This is a genomic window from Novibacillus thermophilus (assembly GCF_002005165.1).
Lineage (GTDB): Bacteria > Bacillota > Bacilli > Thermoactinomycetales > Novibacillaceae > Novibacillus > Novibacillus thermophilus.
The window spans coordinates 2,648,004-2,661,258 of record NZ_CP019699.1 but is presented as its reverse complement, the minus strand read 5'-3'; the positions used below and the strand labels follow the sequence as shown (position 1 = coordinate 2,661,258).

The 13,255-nt window shown below is 51.4% G+C and carries 10 protein-coding genes; 2 read left to right on the top strand and 8 right to left on the bottom strand.

Annotated features, from left to right (window positions below):
- Window positions 1–177 precede the first annotated feature (177 nt).
- The 4 genes from menB to B0W44_RS12820 are packed head-to-tail and all read right to left on the bottom strand — an operon-like array spanning window position 178 to window position 4,974.
- Entirely contained in the window at window positions 178–996 is an 819-nt protein-coding gene (gene menB, locus B0W44_RS12835) for a 1,4-dihydroxy-2-naphthoyl-CoA synthase (protein WP_077720380.1), read from the bottom strand.
- A gap of 14 nt (window positions 997–1,010) precedes the next feature.
- Window positions 1,011–1,820: a 2-succinyl-6-hydroxy-2,4-cyclohexadiene-1-carboxylate synthase gene (gene menH, locus B0W44_RS12830; protein WP_077720379.1), complete on the bottom strand. Its 810-nt coding sequence runs from the start codon at window positions 1,818–1,820 to the stop codon at window positions 1,011–1,013.
- Window positions 1,805–3,583 carry a 2-succinyl-5-enolpyruvyl-6-hydroxy-3-cyclohexene-1-carboxylic-acid synthase gene (menD, locus tag B0W44_RS12825; protein WP_077720378.1) on the bottom strand — a complete coding sequence of 593 codons (1,779 nt, stop codon included), beginning with the start codon at window positions 3,581–3,583 and terminating at the stop codon, window positions 1,805–1,807. Before menD ends, menH begins: the two co-directional genes overlap by 16 nt.
- Entirely contained in the window at window positions 3,580–4,974 is a 1,395-nt protein-coding gene (locus tag B0W44_RS12820; protein WP_077720377.1) for an isochorismate synthase, read from the bottom strand. The genes menD and B0W44_RS12820 overlap by 4 nt, the downstream gene beginning before the upstream one ends.
- Window positions 4,975–5,170: 196 nt before the next feature.
- Here B0W44_RS12820 and B0W44_RS12815 point away from each other — a divergent pair, with 196 nt between their 5' ends.
- Window positions 5,171–6,112, top strand: a complete 942-nt coding sequence (locus tag B0W44_RS12815) for a 1,4-dihydroxy-2-naphthoate polyprenyltransferase (protein WP_077720376.1) — start codon at window positions 5,171–5,173, stop codon at window positions 6,110–6,112.
- Between the two features lie 50 nt (window positions 6,113–6,162).
- Here B0W44_RS12815 and B0W44_RS12810 read toward each other — a convergent pair whose 3' ends face one another.
- From B0W44_RS12810 to treP, 4 genes are all read right to left on the bottom strand, one after another.
- Window positions 6,163–7,497, bottom strand: coding sequence for a hemolysin family protein (locus tag B0W44_RS12810; RefSeq protein ID WP_228441120.1), 1,335 nt, complete (start codon window positions 7,495–7,497; stop codon window positions 6,163–6,165).
- Window positions 7,498–7,875: 378 nt separating this feature from the next.
- Window positions 7,876–8,589, bottom strand: a complete 714-nt coding sequence (gene treR, locus B0W44_RS12805; protein WP_077720375.1) for a trehalose operon repressor — start codon at window positions 8,587–8,589, stop codon at window positions 7,876–7,878.
- A gap of 12 nt (window positions 8,590–8,601) precedes the next feature.
- Complete coding sequence (gene treC, locus B0W44_RS12800; RefSeq protein ID WP_077720374.1) at window positions 8,602–10,251, bottom strand: alpha,alpha-phosphotrehalase; 1,650 nt, start codon at window positions 10,249–10,251, stop codon at window positions 8,602–8,604.
- Window positions 10,252–10,289: 38 nt separating this feature from the next.
- A complete protein-coding gene (treP, locus tag B0W44_RS12795) occupies window positions 10,290–12,218 on the bottom strand; it encodes a PTS system trehalose-specific EIIBC component (RefSeq protein ID WP_077720373.1) in 1,929 nt (642 codons plus the stop codon).
- 478 nt (window positions 12,219–12,696) lie between these two features.
- Here treP and B0W44_RS12790 point away from each other — a divergent pair, with 478 nt between their 5' ends.
- Window positions 12,697–13,254: a GNAT family N-acetyltransferase gene (locus tag B0W44_RS12790; RefSeq protein ID WP_077721388.1), complete on the top strand. Its 558-nt coding sequence runs from the start codon at window positions 12,697–12,699 to the stop codon at window positions 13,252–13,254.
- Window position 13,255 lies beyond the last annotated feature (1 nt).

Genomic DNA, 13,255 nt, shown 5'->3' with positions numbered 1-13,255 from the left:
ACCTCCGTTAAAGTACTGTCCGCTCCGAGCCGGGTCACTGGACGGGCTGTCGCCATCACCCCGGCTCAAGGACAGGTAGATCGGGAAAACGGCTTGACCCGCTGTCTGCACGCATCTGTCTACGATCCGCCAGTGGGCGTAGAGGACAACTGCCATGACCAGCCCTGGAGACGCGTCTTACGGAAAACGAGGGAATTTTTTGAAGTCCGGCTTTCGCTTCTCTTTAAAGGCGTCGCGCCCTTCTTTCGCTTCGTCCGTCGTGTAGAACAGCAGCGTCGCGTCTCCACCCAACTGCTGCAAACCGGCCAGGCCATCGGTGTCGGCGTTGAACGACGCCTTCAGGAAGCGAATGGCCGTCGACGATTTTTCCAGTATTTCCTGGGCCCACTGCACCGTCTCTTCTTCCAGCTTGTCCAGCGGAACGACTTTGTTCACGAGTCCCATCTTCTCCGCTTCTTCCGCCGAATACTGCCGACACAGATACCAAATTTCCCGCGCTTTTTTGTGCCCGACGATGCGCGCCAAATAGCCTGCCCCGTATCCGGCGTCGAAACTGCCCACTTTCGGCCCTGTTTGGCCGAATACGGCGTTGTCGGCAGCAATCGTCAAGTCGCACACGACGTGCAGCACGTGCCCTCCGCCGATGGCGTAACCGGATACCATGGCGATCACCGGCTTGGGGATAACGCGGATGAGGCGTTGCAGATCCAACACGTTGAGCCGCGGGATCTGGTCCTCCCCCACATACCCGCCGTGACCGCGCACTTTTTGGTCCCCCCCAGAACAGAACGCTTTGTCACCTGCACCGGCTAAAATAATGACGCCGATGTCGGCATCATCCCGCGCCGCAGTGAAAGCGTCGATCATTTCCTGGACTGTCTTTGGTCTGAAGGCGTTGCGCACTTCGGGGCGATTGATCGTAATCTTGGCAATTCCGTCAAATGTCTCGTACAATATGTCGTCGTATTCCCGCTCCTTTTTCCACTCAATCTTCATCAAATCTTTCCCCCTTATGTACCTTTAAGGTAATCCCTCACTATTGTACCAAAAACGGCCGGCTGTTCGACATGGACAGTGTGCCCGGCTCCCGCGACAATCCGGAATTCTGAACGAGGCAGTCGGGCGTGCATTTTTTCTCCAATGCGGCAAAACTTGCGGTCTTTTTCCCCGCAAATAAGCAAAGAAGGTACAGACAGCTCCTCCAGCTCTCGCCACAGCGGCGGCTGCGCGCCCGTTCCCATGCCCCGCAAACTGTTGGCGAGGCCCACGGCATTGTTCCGCAAACGCTGCAAGCGCATGCGTTCCCGAACGGAAGGAGGGAGTGAGCGCTGTGAGGCAAACAGCGGGATGTTTTCCCAATAGTGAACAAACTTTTGAATCCCCTCCCGTTCAATCTGCTCCGCTAACTGTTCATCCCGTTGAACACGCGCCTGCCGGTCGCCTGGATCGGCGAGGCCCGGCGAGCTGCTCTCCAAAATCAAACGGCCGACTCGCTCTGGATAGCGCACGGCGAACATTAGCGCCAAGCGGCCGCCCATGGAATATCCCAGCACATCCGTTTTGGCAATGCCAACGTGATCGAGAATACCCGCGAGGTCAGCCGCTGCCCGCTCCATCGCATATCTGGCAGGGTCTTCAGGACTGTCGGACAAGCCGTGGCCAATGATGTCGACTATCAAAAGCCTGAACGCATCACGCCACGACGGAACAAACGGTTCCCAGTTGGACCCGGCCCCAGTGAACCCGTGTAACAGCAGCAGCGGACTTCCACTCCCTGTCACTGTCACATTCCACTTCACACCGTTTACCGGGATGCGCATGAGCCCCCCTCCTCCTGCCACGCCCTGATCTTGTGGGACACCGCCTGCCAGATGGCGCGGTGCTTGGCTGCATTCTCCTCACGGTCAGTCGGCACCTCGATAACCGTCAGCCCGCTTTTCGAAAGGCTTGTTTTCACTTCTGCGCGAAATGCTTCCCAATCGTTCACGCGCCTGAATGTCCCGCCGTACATGTCCACCGCATGGCGAAAATCCAGTCCGACCGGCGTTCCGAACAGCATTTCAAAATGTTTTCGGTGTTCGGCCTGGGGCAAGAACGAGAAAATGCCGCCTCCATCGTTGTTGAGAACAACAACAGTCGCGTTCAACTGGTAAAGCTTTGCCGCCAACAAACCGTTTAAGTCGTGGTAAAACGACAAGTCGCCGATGACGAGCACGAGGGGAGGTCCGTCAACGCCAGCGCCGAGAGCAGTGGAGACGACACCGTCGATCCCGCTCGCCCCCCGGTTTCCCATTGTCCGCACGTTTTTACGGTTGTTCATGAAAAATGTGTCCATATCGCGGACCGGCATACTATTTCCGGCAAAGAGCAAGGCCTGATCGGGAAGACAGTCCACAAGCTCCGGAAACACACGCCCTTCAAACAGCCCGCTGGAAGAAACTTGTCTCAAAATCTCTTCTTGCGTGATTCGGTTGAGCTCAATCCACTCGTCCGTCCACGTATTCCGTGAAGCGTACTCGCATTCGTTCCACTTTTTCACCAGCTCTTCGCACAAGTGAACAGGGTCGGCATAGATGACATCCGACGCGAGCAGCGTCGGCTCCCGCCACCCTTCACTGTCGTCGACCACCACATAGCGGCATTTGGTGTGCTCTTGCATATACAGGAAAAACGCTTTGGATACCGGCATTGCGCCAAAACGAATCACGACATCCGGTTGTAGACGCGCAGCCACGCCAGGATGGCGTAAAAAAGAGTCGTATCCATCGATCACCAACGTTTTGTCGTGTGTCCCGCTCCGCAATTGGGACAGCGGATCGGCGAGGACGGGGAATTGGATCCGTTGGGCCAAACGGACAACAGCCTGCGGGAAACAGTCGTCGTCCATCGGACCACACACGATGAGCCCCCGCTCGGCACGCCGTAAAATCCTGGCTAACCTCGCAACCTCCGGTTGCCCGAGGCGACGCGTTCCCCGTTTCACTTGCACATACGGACGCTCCCCTTCCCGGGCGGCTGCGTCCACTTTTGGCTTGTCTAATGAGGGGATGAACGGCTCGCGAAAAGGGAAGTTCAGATGAACTGGCCCGCTGGGGGAGTCAAGGGCTACTGCCGCCGCACGCCCCGCCACCGTCCGCACGTACTGTAGCATCGAAGGAGAGTTTTCCGGCAGCGCCATCTCGACGAACCACTTCACGTATGAGCCGTACAACCCGATTTGGTCAATCGCTTGGGGAGCTCCCACATCCCTCAGTTCGTGGGGGCGATCGGCAGTCAAAACGATGAGCGGCACCCGCGCGTGACAAGCTTCCACGACAGCCGGAAAGTAATTGGCGGCCGCCGTCCCTGACGTACACAACAGCGCTACCGGTTCGCGGCGGGCTTTCGCCATCCCGAGAGCAAAAAAAGCTGCCGACCGTTCGTCGACAAGTACCCATGCACGCCATTCGGGATGTGAGGCCATCAGCATGGCCATCGGTGTAGAGCGAGAACCAGGACTGATCACGACGTGCTTCACACCCGCCCTGGCCAGTTCATCTACAAACGCGCCCACATACGAGGTAATCGCTTCTTGCGCTGTCATGACCTTTTGCCTCCGAGGGCTGTCAACATCGGCTTCGGCTTTAACTTCGTCTCTTCATACTCGCTCTCCGGGTCCGAATCAGCCACAATGCCGTTTCCGACAAACAGCGACACTTCATTTCCGCGGACGATGCCGGAGCGAATGGCGCCGATAAACTCACCGTTTCCATGGCGATCCATCCACCCTAGCGGAGAGGCGTACCAGCCGCGATCGAGCTTTTCCATCTCTCTGATCTTACGAACGGCAACGTCTTGGGGATAGCCGCCGAGGGCAGGGGTGGGATGTAACTTTTCCACCATGGACAAAAGGGACGTCCCTCGCCGCGCGGTACCCGTCACCGGGGTGTACAAGTGTTGGATGTACGCCGTTTTAAACAGAGACGGCTCGTTTGGGACGCTCACATCTTCGCACTCCGCCTCCATGGCCGATTTTATCATATCCACCACAAACTGATGCTCAACGATAAACTTTTCGTCGCTGAGCAGCCGTTGGCCTAAGCGCTCATCTTCTTCCGCCGTTTTTCCTCTGCCGATGGAACTAGCTAAACAGGTCGCATGCAGTTTGTTCCCGTCTCGTTTTACCAACTGTTCCGGAGAAGCGCCTAAGAAACAGTCCGTTCCCCGCTCAATGGCAAACACGTAACTTTCCTTTTGCTGTTTGCACAAACGTTTCAGCGTGCGGACGACGTCAATCCGCTCCGTGGCGTGTACGCGAATTTCCCGTGCCAACGCCACTTTGTCGACTTCACCGTTCCGAATTTGATCGACCGCTTCCGCCACTGCCCGCTTCCACGCTTCAGGTTCCACATCTGTCGTCGCGTAACGAACGTTTTCACTCTGCGCACTCCCGTCCGACAACACAACGGCACGGGCATTCCGCAACAAACTCTCTCGCTCTTTCTCCAGCCACTTTTCTTGTATCGAATGATCTCCGGCCTGAACCAGACGGTTCACGGTTAACCAACACCCTTGTCTGGTCACAGTCAAAAGAAATACAGGCACGACAAACGAAGCATCCGGAAACGAACGCCAAAGCGCTGTCTTCGCCGCCTGTGAGTCAAATGAAAAACCGCCGAATAACAGCGGCCCTGTTCCTTGAATGGCTAAGTCCGTCTCCGTCTCGATCATGTTCAACAGTTTTTTTCGCTCTTCTTCAACCTTTGCAAAACGATCGTCCCCGTGCGCCACAATCTCGTGTGCTATTCCGAGACCGACAAACACTTTCTCCTGCCCTGGATCCGACCAGTAAAACCGCTTGCCTCTGTAATGTTTTGCACCGGCCGCGAAAAAAGAAAAAGGATCGATCGGCGCAAGTTGTGTTACAGTGCTGACGAGCGTTTGATGCTTTTTTTCAAACACATCTTCTGTTTCTCGTTCTTTCGCGATTACCACCCTTTATCCCCTTCCCGCGTAATCCCGTCTGACATCGATCTCACACCGTTTCATGGATAAGCATACAACTGACCGTCTTTCACTGTCAACAAGAGCGGCATTTCCAACCCGCGTATTGACACGTATTACCGGTTCTCATAAACTGAAAACTGACGTTTCGTTCCCAAAATACGTTACAAGACAGAGGGAGAGCCCCATGGAAGACCGCATTAAACGCAACGGAGAAATCGGAAAGATGACCCATCCTAAGACGAACTGGCAACTGTGGTGGAAACAGATGCGGCCGCACACGTTAACCGCTTCATTTACACCTGTCCTCATCGGAACAGCCCTCGCCCTCCCCTTTGGCGACATCCACGTCCCGCTCTTTCTGGCAATGCTCCTGGCGGCCCTCATCATTCAAGCTGCGACGAACTTGTTTAATGAGTATTACGACTACAAGCGCGGGCTGGATACGGAAGAGTCGGTCGGCATAGGAGGGGCAACCGTTCACTACGGCATCCATCCGAAGGTCATTCTGTCCTTGGCCATTGCCTTTTTTGCGGCAGCCGTCCCGTTAGGGGTCTACATTTGCTTAAACAGCAGTTGGTGGGTCGCTGTGATCGGCACGTGCTGCATGGCCGTCGGTTATCTGTACACCGGCGGGCCGTATCCGATCGCTTACACCCCCCTCGGAGAGTTGACATCGGGAACACTCATGGGAATCGGACTTATTTTGATCGCCTTTTACATTCAGACGGGAACCGTCACGACCGCAAGCGTCCTCATCTCCGTCCCGGTCGCCATCCTCATCGGCTGTATTATGCTGTCCAACAACATTCGCGACAGAGAAGGCGACCAAGCCCACGGCCGGCGGACGCTGGCCATTTTGCTGGGCCACGATCGGGCTGTCACGCTTTTAGCCGGCATGTTTACCATGTCGTACCTTTGGGTCGTTGGTCTGGTCGCAACCGGCACCGTCTCTCCGTGGCTGTTGCTCGTCCTGTTAAGTGCACCGAAAGCCGTAAAAGCTTCCAAACTGTTTGTCGGTAAAACGACCCCCATGCAAATGATGCCGGCGATGAAGGAGACAGCCCAAACGAACACGTTGTTCGGAATGTTAATGGCCGCCGGTCTCATATGCGCTTATTTCTTGTAAAAACATGGTGCCCGCAAAACACATTCAACCCGGTTGAAATCAGCCGGGTTTTACATGGCTTTTGTCATGTCGCCGTCATTTCTTTCGAGCTCTTCTTTTCGAACGATGATGCGTGAAATGCTCTTGTTGTCTGTCTCCAACACCGTAAATACGTAATCATTCCACCTGGCCTGCTGTCCAACCCGCGGCAACTCTTGCAATTGTGAAAAAAGCCATCCCCCAATCGTGTCGTTGTCTCGATCTTCGATGTTAATATTGAAGTATTCGTTTACCTCTTCTATCAACAACCTGGCGTCGATGGAAATACCGTCATCTACCTTTTGAAACAAGGGGAGCTCGTCGTCAAACTCTCCTTGAATTTCGCCCACCAGCTCCTCGACAATATCTTCGATCGTAATGATACCCGACGTTCCACCGTATTCGTCCAGGACGATCGCCATCTCCATGCGGTTCTTTTGCATTGACGTCAGGACGTCTTTAATCTCCATCGTTTCAGGGATCGTCAGAATCGGCCTGGCCAATTTCATCAAATCCGGCGTCTTCCCTTCCACCATCTGCTCGTAAATGTCGTGAATGTGAACAACCCCGAGAATGTCATCTTTATCCACACCGCACAAGGGATAGCGTGTGTGTTTGTTTTCTTTGATGACCTTGTAACTGTCCTCGAACGAATCGTCCCTGTACAGACACACCATGTCGATTCGCGGCACAATGACTTCCCGCGCCATGCGCTCGGAAAAGTCAAAGACGTTGTCCAACAACTCTAACTCCTTATGGTCAATCATCCCACTGCGGTGACTCTGGACCATAATCATGCGGATTTCTTCATCTGTGTGTCCTGACCCTTCTTCTTCGTTTACGGGCGGAATGCCTACCCATTTCAAAATAGTGTTCGCCGTCGCGTTAAGCACATAGATCGCCGGGTAAAACACTTTGTAAAAAAAGTGCAGCGGTGCCGCCACCCAGAGCGTCGTCGGTTCAGCTTTGCGGATGGCCAACGATTTTGGGGCCAGTTCTCCGAGCACGATGTGCAAAAAGGTGATAATCGAGAACGCGATCACAAAAGCGATGAAATGAACGGCTGTTGCAGGAAGGTACGGTTCTAACACCGGTTGGATCAGCCTTGCGACAGCAGGTTCTCCGATCCAACCGAGTCCAAGGGAAGCGAGTGTAATTCCCAGCTGGTTGGCTGAGAGATATGCGTCTAGCTGCTTGACAATCTTTCCCGCCACTTTCGCCCGCTTATTCCCTTGTCGCTCGAGTTCAGCAATCCGTGTACTCCTGACTTTGACGATGGCAAATTCGGATGCGACGAAGAAACCGTTTAACAGCACGAGAAAAACGACCATCAAAAGGTAAAACCCAATAAGTAACGGGTCTTCCAAAGAAAAATCCCCTCCCAAATATTCACCTGACGGTCAGGTGATTCGTCACACATCTAGAACTGTTAAAAGCGCGAGGTCTTATGTCACGTCGCATTTTTCGCGGCATACTATCAATTGACAGCTTTGCAACAGACTTTACCCGCCGTCTCGTTTCATCGCGTTTATTCGCTTTACTGGCTAATCCAGAGCCTCACTCCTCAAATACTGTTCTAGAAATGACATATCGCGGACGTTTATCACTGGACATATGTTTACCTGTATTATACAAAATAGTGCGTGAAACTGTACAGATTTGTCCGGGATGTTCCCCTCACAATGGACAGAATATTGCGACATTAAATGCGAAAAAAAGTGCTCTGTCGTCACTTTCGGCCGTGTCTAATGTCCTCTTCTGGCAAATTCAACAAACCGGAATTTGTCCGGGCGGTGCCTGGATTCTGTATACTGAAACAAGCTGGCATCACTCAGGTAGACCTTGCTCTTAATCACCACCACATTGGAAAAACCGTTTAAGTCCAACAAGGTGTCGTCCTCTTCTGTAGGGTCTTCAACCACAATTTCTTTGCGGGCAAAACTGATCGTCAATCCCAATTCATTTTCCAAGTAATCATAAATAGAGTTTTCACATATATCCTTCGTCAAAACTGGGACATGCTTCTGCTTTAAAAAATCTTTGTCCAAAATCACCTTTTCTCCTGATATCTCACGGACTCGTATGACCTTCCAAACAAGTTCTCCAACATCTGTGCTCAATTTTGCCCGCAATGTTTCGTCTGCTTTTACAATGGAAAGCTCATGGACGGCAGTGTGCGCATCCAACTTCAATTTAGTTGCCAGCTCCTTGAAACTGACAATCCCTGATACCGGCAAATCCCATTTGTCAACGTCGAGAATGACGGAACCTTTACCGCGTATTTTCTGAATATACCCATCCTGAACTAACAAGTTCAGCGCTTTTCGAATCGTCTCCCTCGAAGTGTCGTACTTGTCAGCCAATTCATGTTCCGACGGGAGCATGTCACCTTTTTTCCATCGGTTATCTTGGATTTTATTGGCTAAATCCCGATAAATGGACAGATATTTCTTTTGCATTGTAGATCCCCGCTACTTTTTATAGTACACGACAGATTCATAAGGTCTTAACTTCAGCTTGTTCAGCGATATTTGGGAATCTAGATAATTGGAAATGAGGATCTCTACTTCTTCCAGATCCAGTTCGACCGTTACCTCTTCTGCATAAAAATTGCTGACGACGAGAAGCGTCTCGTTTTTCCAATTACGAGTATAAACAAATACACGTGGATGATCAGCTAGCAGCAATTGGTAGTCTCCATACGTTATAATATCATACTTTTTTCGTAATTCGATTAACCGCTTGTAATGATAAAACACTGAATCTTTTCTGCTTGTCTGCTCTTCGACGTTGACCGTTTTGTAGTTTTCACTTACCGGAATCCACGGCGTTCCAGTCGTAAATCCAGCACAGTGGCTGTCATTCCACTGCATCGGCGTTCGGCCGTTATCGCGTGACTTTTGTTGCAATATGTCCAGGATCTCCTGTTCCGGCACTCCCTGGGCCTTTAACGCCTCATACGCGTTTAACGTCTCGACATCTCGGTAATCCGCAATGTTTTTGAAGTATGGGTTCGTCATCCCAATCTCTTCCCCTTGAAAAATGAACGGGGTCCCCCTCATCATATGAAGTGTCGTCGCGAGCATTTTGGCTGATGTTTCACGATAGTGTCCGTCGTCGCCAAATCTCGAAACAGCCCTTGGCTGGTCGTGGTTGCACCAAAACAGCGCACTCCACCCATTTTCTTTGTACATGCCCGTTTGCCATTCAGACATCGTCCTTTTCAACTCAAGAAAATCAAAAGGAGCTTTCGTCCATTTTTCACCTTTGGGATAGTCGACTTTTAAATGGTGAAAGTTGAAGATCATGTCCAATTCGTGCCGGTCCGGCCGTGTGTACAACGCGCCGTTTTTCAAGGTTGTCGAAGACATTTCGCCTACCGTCACCAAGTTGTAAGGCGTAAAAACCTCCTGGTTCATTTCGCGCAAAAACTCGTGGATGCGCGGGCCGTCCGTATAAAACACTTTGCCGTCTCCTGCAGGGTCATGTGGAAAATGTTGATCTTTTGAAATCAAATTGATGACGTCGAGGCGAAACCCGTCAATTCCCTTTTTGGCCCAAAATCGCATCATGTCGTAAAGTTCCTTGCGAAGCTTTGCGTTTTCCCAGTTCAAATCGGCTTGTCCCTTATCAAATAAATGCAAATAGTACTGTCCCGTCTTGTCGTCATACTCCCAAGCGGAGCCGCCGAACTTCGATTTCCAGTTGTTCGGCTCCTTGCCGTCTTTCCCGTCTTTCCAAATATAGTAATGTCGATACGGACTGTCTTTCGAGGCAGATGCTCGCTTAAACCATTCGTGCTCCGTCGATGTATGGTTGACGACGATGTCCACGATCAGCTTCATGCCCCTCCTGTGTATTTCTTCGAGCAGCTTTTCAAAGTCCTCCATCGTTCCATATCTTTCATCAATGGCATAATAATTCCTGATATCATAACCGTTGTCTTTCTGAGGCGACTCGTAGATCGGAGTCAACCAAATCACGTCTACCCCGAGCAATGCGAGATAGTCCAGCTTTTCAATAATTCCTTGAATATCCCCTGTACCGCTTCCTGTCGTATCCTTAAAGCTTTTCGGATATATTTGATAAACGACGGCTTTTTTCCACCATGCTTCATTCATTGCTTCCACCTCGCCTGTCCCGCTGTCAATCGTTTGTCTTATTTAAGTTGATCTCTATTGCGCACGCCAAGTGCGAACGTCAAGACGAATGGAATGACGATCACGATGGCCATCCCCATGACAAATGCGAGCCACCCATCCGGTATGATGGACAGAATGCCCGGTACACCACCTACCCCGATCGAGGCCGCCCTCACGTGCAGCACTGTGATGAGAGCACCGGCAATAGCCGAGCCGGTGATGGCCGCTATGAATGGATATTTAAAACGCAAGTTCACCCCGAACATAGCGGGTTCCGTAATACCCAGCCAGGCAGAAACCCAGGATGTCAAAGAAAGTCCCCTTAACTTCTCGTTCTTAGAGGCAAACATCATCGCCAGCGCGGCTGAACCTTGGGCTATATTCGACAGGGCCAAGATCGGCCACAGGAATGTTGACCCCGTGTTGCCGATGAGTTGTAAATCTACAGCCAGAAAGGTGTGGTGCATTCCGGTAACGACAAGCGGCGCATAAATAGCACCATAGATGAGACCACCTAAAACTGCGAAATTGTCAAACACCGTTACAAGCCCGTCGGTAATCCAGTTTCCGACGGCAAACGTGACAGGTCCAACCACGATAAAAGTTAAGAACCCGGTCACTAATAAAGCGACAGGGGCCACGACCAACAATTGCAACGCGTCGAGGACCCGTTGTTTAAGAAAAATTTCTATTTTAGCCAAAACCCAGGACGCAAACAGGACAGGCAGCACTTGACCTTGATAGCCGATCTTCTCGATTTCCAACCCGAATATGTCCCACGTGGGGATCGTTCCCTCTCTCAAAGCATCACCGTACGACCAGGCGTTCAACAGATCAGGATGCACCAAAACCAAACCGAGTACGACACCTAACAGCGGACTCCCCTCGAAACGCTTCACGGCAGACCACCCTATCAGGGCGGGCAAAAATGTAAAAGCAGTGTTGGCGATGATGTTGATCATATCGGCAAGTCCGGCCCAATGTTGGTGCACATCAATAAATGATTGTCCTTCATAGAAAATACCCGGATTTGTCAGAATGTTGTTAATTCCCATCAATAACCCGGCAGTCACGATCGCTGGAAGAATGGGAATAAATATGTCGGCCAGAACCTTCACCGCCCGCTGTAACGGGTTTTGCCTCGAAGTGGATGCCGCTTTCACTTCTTCTTTCGTCGTCTCTTCGATCCCTGCTTCACGAACGACTGCCGCATAAACTTTGTCAACGGTTCCCTGTCCAATCACCACTTGAAACTGACCGTTGGCTGAAAACGAACCTTTTACAATCTCAACACCGTCTAATTTTTGTTGGTTCACTTTTCCTTCATCTAAAAGAGCAAACCTTAACCTCGTCACACAATGCGTAGCAGCCTGTATATTTTCAGCGCCGCCAACAGCCTCTACAATTCGTTTGGCTTCGTCGCGATACTTCAAAGTGGTGTTTATGTTTCCGTCACTCTGCCTGTTATCTCGTACACCCATCAAAATAGTTTCGCCAGCGACTGCTTTCGTATCAGACGTCAATTCCACATGTCCGAGCCCACTCTCTTTCGTAATCACCACCGGCGTCACAACGCTGGCAGCGTGTTCCTTAATAAAGTCCAAATCGAATGATACCAAAAGATCTCCCGTCTTGACCCGGTCCCCCTTCTGGACATGGACTTCAAACCCTTCTCCGTCCAAGGACACCGTTTCCAAACCGATGTGGATTAAAATCTCAACACCGGCATCGCTGCGCAGTCCGATGGCGTGTTTCGTATCAGGGACAAAAAGCACTTTGCCGTCAAATGGGGCTACCACTTTACCTTCCCTCGGTTCAATCGCAAGACCGTCACCCACCAACTTCTGGGAAAACGTCTGATCCGGAACCTCATGAAGCGGTTGAATCTCCCCGCTCATCGGAGCATACACGATTTTTTCATCAGACACTCTCGATCCATCGTTCATCCCTTTACCTCCGTTCTACCTGTATATACAGGTTTTAAATTTATTTTAACCTGAATATACATGTTGTGCAACAAATGGTTTTGACAATGTATGCACAACAAAACGTGTACCCGTTTGATCCTGAGTACGAACTGACTAGTTCCCTGAACGCGCAAGGCTAAGGGAGCTTTCCTCTATTGGTTTGGAAAGTGCGTTCGCGAAGATGAAAACGGTTGGGGATCGCGTTTTGATTGGAAAGGCGTGGGGATGTCTAAAGCGAAACTTAACAGCGTTTGGTGGGAGGACTGGCTGTCCTCGACTTGCCAATCGTCTTTCTTAAGCTCATCAGAGGGGTTTGTACGCCAACCCCCCTTCCATTTTGAAAACGAAGTATTTAGTCTTAAAATTAAAGGACGTGATTTTGTTCATTCAAGGGGATATAATACCGCCAACAGCTTTTGTGTGCGCCTTGTACAGTGTTGAAAGGATGAGACAGCCCGTGTTTCATTATCCGATTGATTCAAAAACGGAATTGCGTCTTTTGCAGGAGAAACATGCTCACGCGCTGTTTGAATTGACAAACGCCAACCGAGCCTCGCTAAGGCAGTGGCTCCCTTGGGTCGACCGCACGCACACTGTCGAACACACACTTCAATTTATTCGCTCCGGTCTTCAGCAGTATGCGGAGAATAACGGCTTCCAGTGCGGCATTTGGCACTGTGGCGAGCTGGTCGGGTCCATCGGGTACCACTTTTTCGACTGGTACAACCGCCGCACGAGTCTCGGATATTGGCTTGGGGAAAAATACCGCGGACAAGGCCTCATGACGAAAGCCGTCAAGGCGTTAACGGACTATGCTTTTAACGAATTGACGCTCCACCGCATCGAAATTCGCTGTGCCGTCCAAAACCGGGCCAGCTGCGCCATCCCAGAACGCCTCGGCTTTACCCTGGAAGGGGTCTGTCGCGAAACGGAATGGTTGTACGACCGATACGTGGATCACAATTTGTACAGCATGCTCCGACAAGAGTGGATAGGCACCCCAAAATCTCGATAAC

Coding starts and splice junctions, on each gene's coding strand:
- treR (WP_077720375.1), bottom strand. CDS start 8,589: ATGCAAAAGAAATATCTGTCCATTTATCGGGATTTAGCCAATAAAATC.
- B0W44_RS12815 (WP_077720376.1), top strand. CDS start 5,171: ATGGAAGACCGCATTAAACGCAACGGAGAAATCGGAAAGATGACCCAT.
- treP (WP_077720373.1), bottom strand. CDS start 12,218: ATGAACGATGGATCGAGAGTGTCTGATGAAAAAATCGTGTATGCTCCG.
- treC (WP_077720374.1), bottom strand. CDS start 10,251: ATGAATGAAGCATGGTGGAAAAAAGCCGTCGTTTATCAAATATATCCG.
- menH (WP_077720379.1), bottom strand. CDS start 1,820: ATGCGCATCCCGGTAAACGGTGTGAAGTGGAATGTGACAGTGACAGGG.
- menD (WP_077720378.1), bottom strand. CDS start 3,583: ATGACAGCGCAAGAAGCGATTACCTCGTATGTGGGCGCGTTTGTAGAT.
- menB (WP_077720380.1), bottom strand. CDS start 996: ATGAAGATTGAGTGGAAAAAGGAGCGGGAATACGACGACATATTGTAC.